Below are 16,701 nucleotides of genomic sequence, written 5' to 3'. Positions count from 1 at the left end.
CGACCATAGGGTGCCGCCCATGGACCTCAAGTTCGCCACGACGGGCAACCGGGCCGCCTATCCGTACCTGGTCCAGGCCGCGGATCCCGGAGTCATGGCCAACCGCGACCAGCTGAACCTGAACAAGGCGAAGAACGACGGCACCGTGGTGACACTCGCCAGGCACCATCTCCTGCCCTACAAGGATCTCGTCACCTACTGGAACTACACGGTCGACCACTACTACCAGGACGACCAGACCAAAGTTCCCGCAGAGCTTCAGCAATTCCTCTCGGCCCTGATCAAATACATCGAGTCGGCCCCGCTGGCGGCGATCACCAACAAGGGCCTGCTGAAGGAATTCCTCGGCGCGCTGAAGGAGAAGAGCCTCCACCACGACGGAGCGCAGGGCGCGTACATGGAGCAGAAGGAGGAGTTCCGCCAGATCTTCACCTGGTGCCCCGGCAATCTCATCATCGGGCCGACATCGGCGGCGGGGAACCTGCCCGGCCGGGTGGACGACCCGCACGACGGCCCCGAGACCTTCCTGGCCGACGAGGCCGGACCTCCGGCGGTCAAGCAGCTCCTGGCCTGTCGCGAGCATCTCGCAACGGGCGAGGACGCTGAGACCCACACGCTCAGACCCGAGAAATTGTGGGCGTTGAAGCAGTTCTACAAGAGCTACCGCCTGCTCTTCGGCTACGGATCCGCCGCCGTCAGCTATCCGCAGCGGGTTTCCGACAGCGCTTGGGACAGGATTCCGGCCGACTGGTACTACGTGACGAAAAGCATCGGCAGGAACGGATCCCCCACCAGGAGCGACTACGGCCGGAACAAGACCGGGAACACCCTGAGGCAGGCGCGGAGCCGCAGCAGGAACTGCCCGGTGCGTTCGGTGATCCCGGTCGACAAGACCACCGTCCCGGAACTCAGAACCCCCTCCGACCAACCCTCGGACATCAACATCGGCACGGTCCCGGTGACCCTGGTCGTCGACGGCACGTGGAACGACGGCGGCTCCGATTGCACGCGCTACCGCGCGAGCGTCCACGGGGTCAAGATGGCCGACATCCTGAGCTGGGCGGCCGGCCTCTGGAAGGTCACGGTCGACGTCCCGGACTGGGTGCGGGATCTGGAGCTGCGCGACGCGTCCCTGGAGAAGGTCGTGAGCGACCAGTGGGCCTCGTGGAAGGTCGGCCTGGGCGTGGCGATGGACGTCACCGGCGCGACGGCGGACGCGGTCGTGTCCCTGGAGTGGGCGACGGGCCGCAAGGTCGCGGTGGGGGTCCAGCTCGCCGTGCGGGACCGGAAGGACCCCGACGCCACTCCCCTCCTGCTCACCGGCGGCTTCACCAGGACCACGGCGGACGGCTGGGAGCTGAAGGCGTCGCTGGCCGCCGCGGAGCCGATCCAGCTCGCCGACCTGCTCCGCTGCTTCGCCATCTCCCCCGACGAACTCCCGGAGGAGCTGCGCGGGATGGCCCCCGCCGTGACCGAAGCCGACTTCTTCCTCACCGAGGACGCCGAGGGCCAGCTCCTCGCCTTCGCCATGAAGACGGAGCACGCCGAGATCGCCCTGGCCTGCAGCACCCTGGCGAGCAAGCCGGCATGACGGAGTCGCCGGGCCGAAATCAGCTGGGCGGCCGTCCCCCACCGTGACAGGATGCCGGTTCGAAACAGGGGAGGTCGGGCGGCATGGGACTGGCCTACAGCTACGAGATCGTCATGCCCCCTCGCAACGTCGCGAGAGCACTGACCCGGCTGGCCGGACTCGCCGGGCGTGTGCTGCCTGCTCGACGCCGAGACCGACGTCTTCGACATCTGCTGGCTCCATGGCGAGAAGGTCAGTGGCGAGACTGTTCCGGGCGCCCGTTTCCCGCGCTTCCACGATCTCGTCGCCGCCTGGCGCGTGGTGCGGGTCTGACGGCAGGGCGAAGGCCCGCCCGGGCGCTGCGGGGTGGCAGCGGCCGGGCGGGGGACCGGGGGGCGGACGGGGTCCGGGCGCGGGGTCGGGCGCCCTTGGTGTGGACCCCGGGGCAGCCGTCCTCCGGTCAGCAGGTGCCGGCCGCGCGTTCGCGCACGACCAGGTCGGTGCGGCCCGCGGTGGCGTCGAGCCAGAGCACCCGGGTGCCCCGGTCGGCCGCCGGCGCGTACTGGCCGCCGCGGTTGCAGGAGAGGCGCTGGGGGGCGCCGCCGGTGAGCGGGAGCTGCCAGAGCTTCGGCAGCTCGGCGTTCTCGACGGCACCGCCCTCCCAGTCGAACCGGTGACTGAAGGTCACCGCCCGGTCCGAGACGGTGAGGCCGGTGATGTCGCGCAGGTCGGCGGCGGTGCCGGTCAGGAGGTCGGTCACTCCGGACCCGTCCACGGCGCCGGAGCGGATCGAGCTGCCCGTGCCGCCGTTCTCGGGCGTCTCCACCCAGAGCAGCCGGTCCCCGGCCAGCCGGGTCTGGCCGGCCGTGGTGGCGACGGCCCCGTCCAGCACGTACTGGGTGACGACCCTGCCCGCGGCGATCGAGTAGACGGTCGGCGCGAACACGGTCCGCTCGCCGACGGTCCAGGTCTCGGTCCAGCCGAGCAGATCGCCCCGGAAGGTCAGGTCGGACACGTCGTGACCGTCGAGCAGGGGGATCTCCTCCGCCGGAGCGCCGTTCCGCGACAGCGCGGGCCGGGTGCGCTGGGTGGCGAAGTCGTACACCCGGAAGGCGACGTTCCCGCCGGAGGCCCGCACGTCCGAGAGGATCTGGTTCGGGGCGCGCCGAAGGCTCCGGAGCGGGCCGCCGTCGAGCGGGCGGGCCAGCACCTCCCAGCCCCAGGCGCCGCTCGCGTCCGCTCCCATGGCCACCCAGGCGGCGGTCGTGCCGTCGGTGGCGGGCCAGCCGTGCGAGCGGCCGTCCACCGGGCTGAGCGCGACGGGTTCGGCCGAGCCGCCGACGGTGCCGGTGAGCACGCCGAGGCTGCCACCGAAGCCGTGACCCGTGGTGCCCGCCACCCACCGGCCGCCGGCGACGTCCGGGGCGACGAGCCCGCTGGGGATGTCGCCCAGCAGGACGCGGCTGTCCACGCCGATCCGCCGCTGCCAGCCCTGCTTGATCCCGTGCGCGTCGAACGCGCCGGCCACGGTCCGCAGTTGGGCCCGGCTGAGACCCATCGCCCGGCCGGCGGCGAGCACCGCGTTGCGGGCGTCGACGAAGTCGTCGAGCGGTGTGAGGTACTCGCTGAGCGCCCGGTAGACCAACCGGTCGGCGGTGAGCGGGTCGAGGGCGCGGCGGATGTCCCACAGCGCCCCGCCCATGATGGTGGAGTTCATGTGCGCACCGCTGCTGTCGATGTTCGCCGCCACGCCGACGTAGTCGTCGACCGTGGTGCGGCGGTCGTCCAGCCGGCGACCGGCGCAGGCCTCGGGAGTGCCGGTGCGGCAGAGGCTCTCGCCCAGCAGGGCGGCGCGGGGGTCGTTCATGGACAGACCGCGGGTCGTCACCTCGATCGCGTTGCCGAAGTAGTCGGAGACGGCCTCGTCGAGGGCGCCGGACTGCCCCGCCAGGACGAGCTTGGCCGTCGCCCCGACCACGCCGTGGGTCATCTCGTGGCCGGCCACGTCGAGCGCCACGGCGAACGGGTACTCCTTGCCACCCCCGCTGCCGTAGATCATCTTCTGGCCGTCCCAGGCGGCGTTGCGCATCGACTTGCCGTCCATGGTGACGTCGACCATCGCGATGATCGGGCCGTTCTTGCCGTCGATGCCCTGGCGCCCGAGCCGGTCGCGGTAGAAGTCGTCCACGATGCCGGCGTTGACGTGCGCGTTGGCGGCGCCGGTGGCGGCGGCCGAGGCGGGGAAGTCGGGCGTCGCCGAGGCCGCCGGAAGGATGCCGTCGGGCATCCTTCCGCGGACCTCGAAGTAGTCACGCCCCGCCGCGTCGTAGGTGGTGATGACGGCGGGACGGGTGAGGTCGGTGAGCTGGTAGGTGCCGTCCGGGAGGCGGCCGAGGTTCACCGGCACGGGGTTGCCGAAGACGTCCGGCGCGGTACCCGTGGCGGGTTGCGGAGCGCCGTCGGCAGCAGCCCCCTCGGCGCGGAACGGGGCGCGCGCGTCGTGGGCGAGGGCGACCTGACCGGTGGTCGCGTCCACGAACACCTCGCGCGCCTTCGTCGCCCAGGCGGCCGCGTCGGTGCCGCGCACCGTGAAGTGCCGGGCGAGCCGGCCGGGGCCGCCGGGCAGCACCACCAGGCCGTGGTCCTCGGCCGTGGCCCCCTCCCCCGCGCCCTGCTGCTCGACCGCGCCGAGCGCGAGGCGGCGCAGCACCTCGTCCGGCACGCTCTGCGCGGTCGGGGCGGTGAGCCCGGTGAAGTACTTGCCGCCCACCGACTCGACGCGCTGCCCGTCGCCCTCGCCGACCAGGTGGACCAGGTAGACGGCCCCGTAGACCGGGATGCCCCCGTGCCGCTGCGCGAACCTGACGGTGTGACGGCCGTCGGCGGCCCGCTCGGTGCCGGCCTCGACGAGCTGCGCGGGGTCGACCCGGTAGCGGTCCCGGTGGGCGGCCAGGTGGGCGCGCGCCGCGTCGGCGGGCGTGGCGCCGGCGGCCCGCTCCGCCAGCCCGGTGACCAGCTGCGGGGCGGCGGTGTCCGAGCCGGCGACCAGCCCCGGGACGGGGTCGGTGTCGGCGGCCGGCGCGGCGACGGCCGGCGGCACGCCCAGGCCGAGGCTCAGGACGGCGGCGATGGCGACGCCGAGCGGCTTGGGTGAACGGGAACGGTGGTGCACTGCGGTCCTCCCACGTCAATCGGAGGGTCCGGCCGTACGCCGGACCACACGTGTGCGGCGGGCGCCCACACCCCCACGGCTCGTCCGATCTCCGGAGCCGGCCGCCCGCCTCGCGATCACCATAGGCCAACTCTCGTCATATGTCGATGGTCTGCATATGCAGGCGAACGGGAGCACGGGCGGGGCCGGGCGGTCGGACGGGCGGTCGGCCGGCCGGACGGTCGAGGAGCCCTCCAGGCAATGACCGGGCCATGGCAAGGTCAAGGCCGCGAATCCCCGGGGGAACTGAGCTTGCGACAAATCCGGTGAATCGGTGAATTCATGACGTCCCCTCAGTCGGAACGCACACCATTCACCACGGGCGAATACCCGGGGCCATTGCCTCGCGGCGCCAAAAGGACACGCGATTGTTATCATGACTCAATACAAAATTCTCTTGGTCGCATACGATCTCGTGCGAACCGGAAGCCCTGCCCCCATGCCTGCGCCGTCGTTGGGTGCCGTGAACCACTTGCGAGGAAGAACCGGAGAAGCGGAGCAGCGCCCGGCCGCTCTCCGGGGCACGTGGAACGCCCGACACCCGAACCAAGAGCCCCTGGAGTTTCCTTTGCCCATCCGCCCGGCCAACCTCGCGGCCAAAATGCGCCCGCTGACCGCCCTGGCCCGCCGCAACCGGCCCTCCGACGGCGACGGCACGCCCGGCGGGCCCTCCGCGGCCGCGCCGGAGGAGGTCGTGCCCCAGGCCGGGCCCGAGGAGCACGAGGCACCCGAGGAGCACCAGGCACCTGAGGAGCACCAGGAGCCCGAGGAAGCCGTCCACGAGGAGCCGGTGTCGCCGTACGAGCGGCTCGGCGGGGACCGGTCCGCGCGGGAGGAGGAGCTGCTCGCCGCGCTCCCGGGCGTGGTGCGCCACCGCGAGCACCTGGCCGAGGAACGCCGCACCCTGCTGCCCGCCGACCGCCGGGACGGCAACCTGGCCGAGGTGAGCGAGGCGCTGCGGGAGGCCGGCCTCGCGCACGGCATCGTGCCCGACCGGCACCCCCGGCACCGGCTGGCGATCCGCCCCGGCGACCGGCCCGCGGTGCTGGCGGCGCTGGCCGGGGCGTTCACCGGCCAGGCCGTCTACGCCGACCTCCTGGAGCACGGGCGGACCCTCACCACCGTGCTCGCCGAGCAACTGCCCGGCGCAGTCGGCCTGCTGGAGGCGGCGGCCGGGCCCGCGCAGGACCGGGACGGCGACGGCGCGGACCAGGAGCAGGCCGGACCGATCTGGCCGGCGGACCGGGTCAAGGGCGTGCGGATCTACCGCCCGGCGGTGCTCGGCACCCTGCTGTACGGCCCCGAGACCGGCTGCGACGTGGAGTTCTGGGACTCCGCCGCACCCTCGGAGGGTGCCATCGCCTCGATCGACGAGACGCCGTTCGGCTGGTGGGTGCCCTCGCTGGAGGCCACCGCCACCACGACCGTCGGCGGCCGCTCCTACCCGCTGCTGGACATCTTCGCCGCCTCGCTGCCCGAGCAGGTCGACTTCCCGGTCGACGCCGTGATCACCTGGGTCGACGACGCCGACCCCGCCTGGCAGGAGCGCCGGGCCGCCGCCCGCGCCCGGCTCGCGCACACCGCCGCCCCGATCGCGGAGGAGGACGGCGTCGCCGAGAGCGGCATCGCGGGCGACGCCGACCAGCGCTTCCGCAACCGCGACGAGCTGCGCTACTGCCTGCGCGCCCTCGCCGCGCACGCGCCGTGGATCCGCCGGATCCACCTGGTCACCGACGACCAGACGCCGCACTGGCTGGACACCGCCCACCCGGGCCTGACCGTCGTCCCGCACCGCGAGCTGTTCGCCGGCACCGGCGCGGGCCCGGTGTTCAACTCGCACGCCATCGAAACCCGGCTGCACCTCGTCCCGGACCTCGCCGAGCACTTCCTCTACCTCAACGACGACGTCTTCCTCGGCCGCCCGCTGGTCCCGGAGGACTTCTTCCTCGGCAACGGCATGCCCCGCTACTTCCCCGACGACCGGATCATCCCGCCGGGCGGGAACGAGCCCGGCGACTCGGTGTACGTCGCGGCCCAGAAGAACACCCGCAGCGCCCTGGCCGCCGCCGTCGGCAAGACCTACCCGCGCACCCTCAAGCACTCCCCGCACCCGCTGCGGCGCAGCGTGCTCGCCGAGAGCGCGGAGCGGTTCGCGGCCGAGCTGCACGACACCGTGCGCTCGCCGTTCCGGTCGGCCGGCGACCTCGCGCCGGTCACCCTGGCCATCCACTACGGCCACGCCACCGCCCGCACCGTCGAGGGCCACCTGTACGACGGCTACTTCGTCACCGACAGCACCGAGGACCTCGGCCGGCTCGCGCAGCTCCACGAGGAGCGCTGGGCGGACTACTTCTGCCTCGCGGACGGCACCCGGGACCTGCTGTCGCCCGAGGAGCAGGAGCGCGCCGTCACGGACTTCCTGCGGACCTACTTCCCGGCGCCCTCGCCCTTCGAGCTCCGCGAGCCGGCGCCCGCCGCGCCCGAGCAGGCCGGCGAGGGCGCCGACCGGGGCTGACCAGCGGCGGACCCCCGCGTGTCGTACGTCTCATCGGCGCCACGATCCCGTTCGTCCGCGTCGCACTGTGATGGGATGACCCTCCACGAGTGACGACCGCTGACCGGGGGGTACGCAGTGAGGACCAAACTGATCGGGCTGGGGCCCGACGCGGGCGCGCCGGACCTCATCGGCGTCGGGCTGATCCGCCTCGCCGTGGAGGAGCGGCTGGCACCGGCGGCCGCGCCGTGGCTGGGACAGCTGCGGGCGGCCTCGTTCGCCGACGCGTGGCTGGCCTTCGCCGATCCGGCGGCGCCCGGTCTGCGGGTGCCGGCCGAGACCGTGCTGCGGGCCGTGGTGCGGCGGGCGGCGGAGCTGGTGCTGGGCCGCCACCACGGGGACGGCCCGGCCGCCCTGGAGCGGCTGGGCCGGGAGTCGGCCGAGGCCCGCGACTGGGCGCGGCTCGCCGAGGTGTCCCACCCGGCCGAGCCCGCCGCGCTGGTCCTGCTCTGGCACGGGGTCCGCGCGGCCACCGCCGGGGACGGCCCCGCCGCCGAGGCCGAGCGCGCGGCCCACACGGCGCAGGTCGCGGAACGGTCCGCGGCCCACGTCCGGGAGCGCTGCCGCCGTCAGGACCTGCTGGCCCTGGTCCTGGCCTGCGCGCGCTCCGCCGCCGCCGCGCTGGCGGAGCTCACCGACGGCGACCGGGGCCGGGCCCTGGCCGTCCTGGACGCTTACGCGGCCCGCCACATGGCGCCCACCGCCCCGGTGCCGCTCTGGGTGCCGGGCCGGCCCGACCAGCTCGCCGCCTGAACCCCTAGGGCGTCCCGCCGCCGGTGCCGATCGACAGGACGAGCGCGGTCGTCCGGCCGCCGGGCGCCTCGTACTCGACGGTCTCGCCGGCCCGGCGCCCGAGCAGCACCTTGCCGAGCGGGCTGTCGGCGGTGACCAGCTCCGGGTCCAGCTCCTCGGCGAGTTCGCCGATCCGCACGGTCATCTCGTCGGCGTCCGCGAAGCGCAGGGTCACCGTGCTGCCGACGCCGACACTCTCGGTGCTCGGCGCCCCGGCGGCGGCCGCCTCCCGCAGCCGCCCCTCGACCTCGGTGATCCGGTCGTCCAACTTGTCGAGCTGGTCGGCCCGTTGCAACTCGTCGGCCTGATCGGCCCGGTCGCCGACGTCCTCGCCGCCGCGCAAGGTGGCGGCGACTGCGTCACGCTCCGTGCGCAGGTCGGCGAGTTCCCGCTCCAGCGCGGACCGGCCGGCGTCGCTGATGGGTTCGGGTGCACCGGTCATGGCCGTCTCCCTGGTCGGGCCGCCGCGGCGGGCGGCGCGGGCTTGTTCCGGCATTTTCGAACATAACGGACTCCCGGTCTCCCGGCTCGGCGACAACGGTGCCCCTGATCGGTAACGACTTGCCGATCCGTCTTCCCCAGCCGACGGGGGGCTCGATAGAACAGCCGTACCATCATCGCCGAGGCAGGGAACCAGCCACGATGAGCACCAACGGTCCCACGGGGCACGGCCAGAACCCGTACGACGGGTCCAACCCCTACGGTCAGCAGCACCAGAACCCCTACGGCGGGGAGCAGCAGCCGTACCAGCAGGGGGCCGCCCCGTACGGGCAGCCCTACGGAGAGCAGCAGCCGTACGGGCAGCCCGGCTACGGCACTCCCCCGCAGCAGCCCTACGTCCAGCCCGAGGGCTCCTGGCCGCACGGGCACCCCCAGCCCGGCGCCCACGGCGGCTCCCCGGTGCCCGGCGGGCGGCCGCTCGCCCCGGTCGGCGAGCGCCTGGTCGCCCGGCTGATCGACGGCGCCGTGCTGCTGGTGCCCTCCCTGCTGCTCTTCGCCGTCTTCGGCGCCTCGATCCTGTACTACGTCGTGGCGTCCCTGCTCTCCTTCGGCTACGAGGCCGCGATGCTGCTCACCCAGGGCGGGCAGACGATCGGCAAGAAGGCCATGAAGCTGCGGGTCGTCGACCTCGGGAGCGGCGGCAAGCCCGCCGAGAACGCGCTGCTGACCCGCGCGGCGCTGTACACGCTGCCCAACGCGGTCTACTGCGTGGGCTCGCTGTTCGTCCTGCTGAACGTCCTGTGGCCGCTCTGGGACAAGCCGTTCCAGCAGGCGCTGCACGACAAGCCCGCCAGGACCGTGGTGGTCAAGGAGTCCTGACCACCCCCGTACCACCTCCCGCCGACCGGACACCGGGCCGCCGCCGCGCGGCCGGGCGTCCGGTCGGCCGTGTTCCGGGCGAGGACACCGGGCGAGGACACCGGGCGCCGACCCGGGCGCCGACCCGGGCGCCGACCCGGTGCGGACACCGGCCGGGACACAACTCCGGTCTACAAGTCAACATTTACTTTCCCCGCGCGACCTCGCATAGTGGCAGGCCGTAACCGAGAGGGGAGCGCTACCTGTGCCGCAGGCCGAGGAGAACGTGGTACGCCAGGTCGAGTTGGAGCGGGCGGAGGTGGCCGCCGTCGTCGCCCTGTTCGACGACCGGCTCGCCGACACCCGGGCGCAGCTCGCCGTGACGCTCGCGACCCGGGCGGACGGCGCCCGCGAGGCGTACGAGCGGCAGTCGGCGGCCGAACGGCTGGCCCGGGAGGTGCGGCGGCTCGAAGGCGCCGAGGGCGGCCTGGTGTTCGGGCGGATCGACCTGGCGGACGGGACGGCGCTGCGGATCGGCCGGCTGGGCCTGCAGCGCGAGGAGGAGGAGCTGCCGGCCCTGGTCGACTGGCGGGCGGACGCGGCGCGCGCGTTCTACGAGGCGACGCCGGTGCACCCGATGGGCCTGCGCCGGCGCCGGCACCTGCGGCTGGCGCGGCGCGACGTCGTCGGGGTCAGCGACGAGCTGCTCGACGGCTCCGAGCCCACCGCCGAGGACGTGGTCGGCGACGGCCCGCTCGCCGCCGCGCTGCAGGAGCGGCGCACCGGGCGGATGGGCACCGCGGTGGCCACGCTGCAGACCGAGCAGGACGCGATCGTCCGCTCGCCGCACCGGGGGGTCACCGTGGTGCAGGGCGGTCCCGGCACCGGCAAGACCGTGGTCGCGCTGCACCGCGCCGCCTATGTGCTCTACGCCTTCCCGAAGGCCGCCGAGCAGGGCGTCCTGGTGCTGGGGCCGAACGCCCGGTTCCTGGACTACATCTCGCAGGTGCTGCCCTCGCTCGGCGAGAACGACGTCGTCCTGGCGACCTGTGCCGAACTGGCCGGCGCCGCTTTCGAGGGCGTGTCGGCCGTCGACCGGCCGCGGGTGGCCCGGCTCAAGGGCGACGCCGCGCTCGCCGGGGCGCTGGCCGCCGTGGTGCGCGGGCGGCAGGCGCCGGACGGGGGCCTGGCGGTGCGGGTCGGCCAGGAGGACGTCCGGCTGGACGCGGCGGAGGTCGCCCGGGTCCGGGACGCCGCCCGCGCCGGCGGCCTCGCCCATCACCGGGCCCGCCGGCTGTTCAAGGAGCTGCTGGTGGACTCGGTGACCGCCGCACTGGCCCGGGGCGCCGCCGAGACGCTGGCGCGGATCGACGCCGAGGTCGCCGAGCTGACCGGGGTCGACCTGGACCGGGTCGCGGCGGCGGACCTGCGGCACCTGGGCCTGGAGCCCGGGCCGGCCGACGAAGGCCCCGGGTTCGACGTCGACGCGATGCGCGCCGAACTGCTCGACGACGCCCATGTCGAGCGCGCCGTCGAACAGCTGTGGCCGCATCTGACGCCCGACGCGGTGGTGGACGCCTTGCTGGGCGACACCGGCGAACTGGCCGCGCGCCTGCCGGAGTTCACCGACGGGGAGCGCGCGCTGCTGCGGCGCGACCCGGGCGCGCCGTGGACCGACGCCGACCTTCCGCTGCTCGACGAGGCGGCGGCCCTGCTGGACGGACCGCCGCGGCGGGCCTTCGGCCATGTGGTGGTGGACGAGGCACAGGAGTTCACCGCGCTGCAGTGGCGGATGGTCCTGCGGCGCTGCCCCGGCCGGTCGATGACGCTGGTCGGCGACTTCGCCCAGGCCGGTCCGGCGACCACCGCGCGCACTTGGCACGAGGCGCTGTCGCCGCATCTGGCCGGCCGCTTCGACCTGCGCACGCTGACCGTCAGCTACCGCACCACCGAGGAGATCCTGGCCACCACCCGCGAGCTGCTGGCCTCGATCGCCCCGGACCAGCCGCCGGTCCGCTCGGTGCGGCACGGCGAGCCGCCGCGCACCCTGGACGCCTCGCCGGCCGCGCTGGTCGGCGTCCTGCGCGCGGAGCTGCGCGAGCAGGCGGCCGCCCACCCCGGCGAGCTGATCGGCGTGGTCTGCCCGGACGCGTCCGTCGGCGCGCTGACGGACGCCGGGGTGGCGGAGCAGGCCCGGCTGGTGCCGGCCTCCGAGGCCCGGGGCCTGGAGTTCGACGCGGCCCTCGTCGTCGACCCCGACGGCATCACCGCCGCCCGCCCCGGCGGTGAGCGCGACCTCTATGTCGCGCTCACCCGGGCCACCAAGCGGCTCTGCACGATCGTGGTGCGGGAGGGCTGAACCCGCCGGGCCCGGCCCGGGGCGGCGGGCGCACCGGCCCGCCGCCCGGGGGCCGGACGGCTCAGGCCCGGTAGGCGACCAGGCCCATCATGCCGACCTCGCCGTGGTAGGCGTTGTGGCAGTGCGTCATCCACTGCCCGGGGTTGTCGGCGTCGAAGTCGCAGGTCACCGTCCGGCCGGGGAGCACGATCACGGTGTCCTTGCGGGGCCCCTGGTCACCGACCTGGAAGGTGTGGCCGTGCAGGTGCATCGGGTGCCACATCGCGGTCCGGTTGACGAACTCCAGGCGGACCCGCTCCCCCGCGCCGACCAGGAACGGGTGGGCGGTCGGCTTCGCCATGTCGTAGGGGCGTCCGTTGAGCGCCCAGTCATAGCGGTCCATGCCTCCGGTGAGCTCGATCCGGTGGGTGCGGTCGGGCGTGCGCGCCGGCAGCCGGACCTCCTCCGCCGCCCGCAGCTCGGAGGCGGCGAGGATCCGGCCGTCCAGCTCGGCGGGGCGGACGGTGGCCGCCGGCGCCTCGCCCGCGCCGGTGCGCACCAGCGCCCGGCCGGCGGCGTCCTTGCCCTCGGCGAGCGCGGTCAGCGGGAAGACGCCGTCCTGGAGGGTGACCAGGACGTCGTAGCGCTCGCCCATGCCCACCAGCAGGGCGTCCACCTCCTCGTGGCGCACCGGGTAGCCGTCGGTGTGGGTGACGGTCAGCCGGTGGCCGCCCAGGGCGAGCCGGTAGGCGGTGTCGCCGCCCGCGTTGAGGATCCGCAGCCGCACCCGCCGGCCGGGCTTGGAGGCGTACACCTCGGGGTCGGCGGCGATCCGGCCGTTCACCAGGTGGTGCGGGTAGCGGACGTCGCCGGCGTCGCCGCCGAGCAGGTCGCTGGAGGCGCCCATGAGCATGAACGACGGCTGCCCGCCGGTGGGCGCGCCCGTGTTCCCCCTGGCGTGGCCGGACATGTCGTGGCCGCTCATCCCGCTCATGTCGTGGCCGCCGCTGCCGCCGCCCATGCCCTTGCGGAGTTCGGCGAGCGCCTGGTCGGGGGTGCCGCCGCCGACCCCGTCCAGCCAGTCGTCCAGGACGACCACCCACTCCTCGTCGTACCCCAGCGGCTCGGCCGGGTCCTCGACGATCAGCGGGGCGTGGAGGCCGCGGTCGAGCTGGACGCCGACGTGCGGGTGGAACCAGTAGGTGCCCGGCCGGTCGGTGACGAAGCGGTAGGTGAAGTCGCCGCCGGCCGGGACCGGACGCATGGTGACCGGCGGCACGCCGTCCATGTCGTTGCGCAGCGCCAGGCCGTGCCAGTGCAGGGAGGTCGGCACGGGCAGGCGGTTGTTCAGCGTGGCGACCAGGGTGTCGCCGGCGGTGGTGCGGACCGCGGGGCCCGGCAGGCCGCCGAAGGTCCAGGTCGGGGCGGTGGTCCCGCCGCCCAGGTCGACGGTCTCGGCCGCCGCGGTGACGGTCACCGGGCGCTCCCGGCCGGTGCCGCGCCGCCGGGCCTCCGCCGCGGCGACGGGGCTGCCGGACGGGTCGACGAGCGGCGGGGTGCCCGCCGCGTCCGAGCAGGCGGCGAGCAGGCCGGCGCCGGCGGCGCCCAGGCCGGCGAGCAGCAGGGAACGGCGGGTGACGGTGAATTCGGGCATCGAGGTCTCTCGGGTGAGTACGCGTCGGCACCGGCCTGGTCGGCCGTGCCGGTGGACAGGGCCGGCCGGCGGCGGGAGGGGTCACTCCCCGCCGCCGTGGGGCGCCTATCTGCGCGAGACCGAGAGGACGTCGAGGTCGGGCGGCGGTACGCCCGGCCACGGGATGCCGGGCGCGGTCGCCGGACGGCGCGGCGCCGGGTCGGCGGCGCCCGCGCCGGCGAGGCCGGCCGACGGCGGGCCGTCGAGCAGGACGCCGCGCGCGGGCGCCGTCGAGGAGCAGACCCGGTGCTCGGCGCAGGCCTGGACGGGATGCTGGGCGACCGGGTGCCGGGCGGCGGTCGCGGCCCGGTGGCCTGCGTCGTGCTGCTGGGTGGCCGCCATCGCCATGGCGGCGTGCGGGGCCGGGGTGACACCGGCCGGCAGGGTGTGATGGCCGATCAGCCCGAGGGCGGTCAGCAGGAGGAGGACGAGCGCCGCTGCGGCCCCACGGCGACGCGGGTCGCGGGAGACGGGGGCGGCGGCCGGACACATGGCGGCCACTGTACCCGGGCCCGGTATGTGGAACCTGTCAGGGCCCGGCCTCAACTCCCCGTTCCCGCTTCGGCCGTCCACACCACCAGCGGGGGCCGGACGGCCGCGCAGAGCGGGTGCCCCCGGGCGTCCGTCAGCCCGGGGCGGGCGACCAGCCGACCGGTTGCCACCGCGTCGGCGGCCGGCTGCCGGTCGACGGCGTCGAGCATGAGCTCGGCCCGCCGGAACATGGTGAAGCCGCCGGCCTCGTCGACCGTGCCCCACACCAGGTGGACGAAGCGCTGCCCGGGCCGGCCCTGGACGTACGGGCCCTTGAGGTCGATGCCGCCGGCGGCGGGAGCCGCCACGCACTCCGGGGTCCAGACAGCCGAGGGCGCGTCACCGGGCCACGGGTCGAGGAGTTCGCCGGGGCGCTCGCGCCGCTGGACGGCGACGTGGATGTCGCGGTAGCCGGGAAAGCCCGGAGCGGCCGGGCAGTGGCGGCCCGGAGGGCCGACGGCTTCGATGCGGAACTGCACGGGAACAGCCTGCCACGAGCGGTGGCCCCGGAACACGCAGTGTGGTCAGAGTTCCCACAGCCCCTTGCCGAGGGTGACCAGGCCGCCGGCCAGCGCCAGGGCGAGCACCACCGTCCGGGCCCGGCGCTCGGCCACCCGCTCCGCCAGCGCCTTGCCGACGGCCGCGCCGAGCACGATCCCGGCCACCGTCGCCCACCACGCGGGCGCCGCCAGCTGCGGAACCCCCTTGGCCGCCAGCGAGAAGAGGTTCACCACCACCCCGTAGAGCTGCGCGTTGGGCAGGAACTCCCGGGCGCTCCAACCCGTGTTCACCGCGTAGAGGGAGACGGCGGGGCCGCCGACGCCGGCGGCGGAGTTCATGAACCCGCTGGCCGCGCCCGCCGCCAGGGCGCCCCGCACGCCGCGCAGCCCGGCGGCCCGCACCCCCCGGATCACCAGCAGCGCCGCCGCGCCGACCAGCAGCCCGATGGCGATCAGCAGGGCGGCCGCCGGCACCCGGCCGGCGACCCAGGCGCCCAGCGGGACGGTGCACGCGGCCGCGCCGATCAGCGGCAGCATCCGGGCCAACCGCACCCGCCGCCAGCTGTCGGCCAGCCCGACGGCGCTGATCGCGCCGGCGGCGCAGTTGGACAGCGTCACCCCGTCGCCCGGCCCCAGCAGCAGGACCAGCGCCGGTCCCGCGACCAGCGCGAAGCCGACGCCCGCCAGCCGCTGCACCGACGAGCCCACCAGGACCACCAGGCCGAGCGGCAGCGCGGCACCCCACCCCGCATCCACGGCACTCCCCCCGCCGGACGTCCACGCGACACCGGACCGTACGCGCCCGGCCCCCACCCGCTCGACCGAATTTCACCCATCGGACTCCCCACGAACTACTACACGACTGTAGAGTTGCCCCGGCAGCCCAGACGGCCCGCACAGGAGGGGACCCATGGCAGACGATCCGCGCCGGCACACCGCCGCGGCCCGGCCGACCGGCGCATCCGGGTGGCAGCCGCCGGAGCACGAGATCGAACCGGCCTACCACCCGGTCCAGATCACCCGGGCGGACGGCAGCTGGGCGGTGGGGCGGATCAACGCCTGGTGGCGCCCGGCCGGCGCCCAGGCCTGGTGCCGCGTCCGGACCATGGGCCGCGGCGAGGCCCCGGCCTGGATGCCGTTCGACCCCGACCGCCTGCTGCTGCTCCCGGCCACCGGGATCTGACCCCGCCCGGGCAGCTCAGACCGGGCAGCTCAGACCGGGCGGCGGGCCGGCTGCTGTCGCAGCAGGACGGCCACCTCACGGTCGGTGACGTCCCGGAAGTCGTCGTACCAGGGACCCACCGCGTGCAGATAGGTGGTCTCGCGCAGGCAGAGCAGGACGTCGACGACCCGGCGCAGCACCGCCGCCGACCGCGCGTCGCACACCGGCGCGGCCAGCACCAGCAGGCCCGGCCCCCTGCCGCGCAGCGCCTGCACGGCGGCCGGGGTGACCGGTCCGTACACCACGCCGTCGGTCACCAGCACCACCGTGCGGCCGTCCACCGGGAGCGGCGGCCGGCGGTCCCGGTACAGCTTCTCCAGCCGGTGCAGCTCCACCCGCTGGTGGGTCACCTCGGCCTCCAGGTCCCGCTCCCCCAGCCCGAGCCCGCGCATCGCCCGCCGGTTCAGCACCGGCGGGGCCTCGTCGGCCAGCGCGCCGAGCGGGGTGCCGTTGCCGGGCGCGGTGAGCGGGCGGGCGACCACCACGTCCAGCGGCGCCGCAAGCTCGCGCGCGACCTCGGCCGCGACCGCGACGCCGCCCGGGGCCAGGCCGACGACCACGGGCTCGGACCCGGGACGGGCGCGCAGACAGTCACTGGTCCGCCGGGCCAGCCGCTGCCCGGCGTCCCTGCGGTTGGTGAACAGCGCGGTCACGGCCTCCTCCTCGTCGAATCCGGGCGCCTCCACCTCGCGCGCCTACCCCGGCCCGCTCCCGGTACACACCGTGGTCGCGGCCGGCGCCACCGAGCGGCACCGCAACGCATCCGTCACAGGGCCCCCGGCCGGGTGAGCCCCGCCCACGGGATCGGCCATCCCGAACTCGCTTCGTTCGGCAGGATCCGCCGCCGTCGGGGCGGCCACCCGGGACTCCCGCTTCCGGGCAGCCTTCCGGATGCCCGCCCCGGGGAGCCGTCCGCGCCGGGACCTCCTCGGTCGTCCACCACCGCAGCCCCGGGCTGCGCGCCGAACTGGAGGCCCGGCGGGACGCCGGT

The 16,701-nt window shown here is 75.1% G+C and carries 14 protein-coding genes; 7 read left to right on the top strand and 7 right to left on the bottom strand.

What is annotated here, in order from left to right; all coding sequences use genetic code 11:
* Window positions 1-19 precede the first annotated feature (19 nt).
* Entirely contained in the window at window positions 20-1,591 is a 1,572-nt protein-coding gene (locus ABTX81_RS22775; protein WP_350548551.1) for a hypothetical protein, read from the top strand.
* 168 nt (window positions 1,592-1,759) lie between these two features.
* On the top strand, window positions 1,760-1,903 hold the full coding sequence (locus tag ABTX81_RS22770) for a hypothetical protein (RefSeq protein WP_350548549.1): 144 nt from the start codon (window positions 1,760-1,762) through the stop codon (window positions 1,901-1,903).
* Window positions 1,904-2,030: 127 nt separating this feature from the next.
* Here the strand turns inward: ABTX81_RS22770 and ABTX81_RS22765 are convergent, their stop codons facing one another.
* Window positions 2,031-4,742, bottom strand: coding sequence for a M4 family metallopeptidase (locus ABTX81_RS22765; RefSeq protein ID WP_350548547.1), 2,712 nt, complete (start codon window positions 4,740-4,742; stop codon window positions 2,031-2,033).
* Window positions 4,743-5,349: 607 nt separating this feature from the next.
* Between ABTX81_RS22765 and ABTX81_RS22760 the strand changes: the two genes are divergently transcribed.
* The gene (locus ABTX81_RS22760; protein WP_350548545.1) at window positions 5,350-7,296 is read left to right on the top strand and encodes a stealth family protein; all 1,947 of its coding nucleotides are present in this window, start codon (window positions 5,350-5,352) and stop codon (window positions 7,294-7,296) included.
* 117 nt (window positions 7,297-7,413) lie between these two features.
* On the top strand, window positions 7,414-8,088 hold the full coding sequence (locus tag ABTX81_RS22755; RefSeq protein WP_350548543.1) for a hypothetical protein: 675 nt from the start codon (window positions 7,414-7,416) through the stop codon (window positions 8,086-8,088).
* A 4-nt stretch (window positions 8,089-8,092) separates the two neighbouring features.
* Here ABTX81_RS22755 and ABTX81_RS22750 read toward each other — a convergent pair whose 3' ends face one another.
* Window positions 8,093-8,569, bottom strand: coding sequence for a GreA/GreB family elongation factor (locus ABTX81_RS22750; RefSeq protein ID WP_350548541.1), 477 nt, complete (start codon window positions 8,567-8,569; stop codon window positions 8,093-8,095).
* 200 nt (window positions 8,570-8,769) lie between these two features.
* Here ABTX81_RS22750 and ABTX81_RS22745 point away from each other — a divergent pair, with 200 nt between their 5' ends.
* The gene (locus ABTX81_RS22745) at window positions 8,770-9,447 is read left to right on the top strand and encodes an RDD family protein (RefSeq protein ID WP_350548539.1); all 678 of its coding nucleotides are present in this window, start codon (window positions 8,770-8,772) and stop codon (window positions 9,445-9,447) included.
* A 244-nt stretch (window positions 9,448-9,691) separates the two neighbouring features.
* The gene (locus ABTX81_RS22740; RefSeq protein WP_350548537.1) at window positions 9,692-11,785 is read left to right on the top strand and encodes a HelD family protein; all 2,094 of its coding nucleotides are present in this window, start codon (window positions 9,692-9,694) and stop codon (window positions 11,783-11,785) included.
* A gap of 61 nt (window positions 11,786-11,846) precedes the next feature.
* Here the strand turns inward: ABTX81_RS22740 and ABTX81_RS22735 are convergent, their stop codons facing one another.
* The 4 genes from ABTX81_RS22735 to ABTX81_RS22720 all read right to left on the bottom strand — a co-directional run bounded on the left by ABTX81_RS22735 (window position 11,847) and on the right by ABTX81_RS22720 (window position 15,244).
* Window positions 11,847-13,418: a multicopper oxidase family protein gene (locus ABTX81_RS22735; RefSeq protein ID WP_350548535.1), complete on the bottom strand. Its 1,572-nt coding sequence runs from the start codon at window positions 13,416-13,418 to the stop codon at window positions 11,847-11,849.
* A gap of 105 nt (window positions 13,419-13,523) precedes the next feature.
* Window positions 13,524-13,949 (bottom strand): hypothetical protein, encoded by a 426-nt coding sequence (locus ABTX81_RS22730; protein ID WP_350548533.1) that lies wholly within the window; start codon window positions 13,947-13,949, stop codon window positions 13,524-13,526.
* 50 nt (window positions 13,950-13,999) lie between these two features.
* Complete coding sequence (locus ABTX81_RS22725; protein WP_350548531.1) at window positions 14,000-14,467, bottom strand: DUF5990 family protein; 468 nt, start codon at window positions 14,465-14,467, stop codon at window positions 14,000-14,002.
* Window positions 14,468-14,512: 45 nt separating this feature from the next.
* Entirely contained in the window at window positions 14,513-15,244 is a 732-nt protein-coding gene (locus ABTX81_RS22720; protein WP_350548529.1) for a TSUP family transporter, read from the bottom strand.
* Window positions 15,245-15,398: 154 nt separating this feature from the next.
* On the opposite strand from ABTX81_RS22720, the gene ABTX81_RS22715 reads away from it, so the two are divergent.
* Window positions 15,399-15,671, top strand: a complete 273-nt coding sequence (locus tag ABTX81_RS22715; RefSeq protein WP_350548527.1) for a hypothetical protein — start codon at window positions 15,399-15,401, stop codon at window positions 15,669-15,671.
* 29 nt (window positions 15,672-15,700) lie between these two features.
* Here the strand turns inward: ABTX81_RS22715 and ABTX81_RS22710 are convergent, their stop codons facing one another.
* On the bottom strand, window positions 15,701-16,396 hold the full coding sequence (locus ABTX81_RS22710) for a phosphoribosyltransferase (RefSeq protein ID WP_350548525.1): 696 nt from the start codon (window positions 16,394-16,396) through the stop codon (window positions 15,701-15,703).
* Window positions 16,397-16,701: the final 305 nt, after the last annotated feature.

This window comes from Kitasatospora sp. NPDC097605, from assembly GCF_040302725.1.
Classification (GTDB): domain Bacteria; phylum Actinomycetota; class Actinomycetes; order Streptomycetales; family Streptomycetaceae; genus Kitasatospora.
The sequence above is the reverse complement of the archived record's forward strand: the minus strand, read 5'-3'. Positions and strand labels throughout refer to the sequence as shown.

Bases quoted from the DNA above. Each gene is read 5' to 3' on its own strand.
- ABTX81_RS22735 (WP_350548535.1), bottom strand. From the start codon at position 13,418: ATGCCCGAATTCACCGTCACCCGCCGTTCCCTGCTGCTCGCCGGCCTG.
- ABTX81_RS22730 (WP_350548533.1), bottom strand. From the start codon at position 13,949: ATGTGTCCGGCCGCCGCCCCCGTCTCCCGCGACCCGCGTCGCCGTGGG.
- ABTX81_RS22745 (WP_350548539.1), top strand. From the start codon at position 8,770: ATGAGCACCAACGGTCCCACGGGGCACGGCCAGAACCCGTACGACGGG.
- ABTX81_RS22715 (WP_350548527.1), top strand. From the start codon at position 15,399: ATGGCAGACGATCCGCGCCGGCACACCGCCGCGGCCCGGCCGACCGGC.
- ABTX81_RS22750 (WP_350548541.1), bottom strand. From the start codon at position 8,569: ATGACCGGTGCACCCGAACCCATCAGCGACGCCGGCCGGTCCGCGCTG.
- ABTX81_RS22775 (WP_350548551.1), top strand. From the start codon at position 20: ATGGACCTCAAGTTCGCCACGACGGGCAACCGGGCCGCCTATCCGTAC.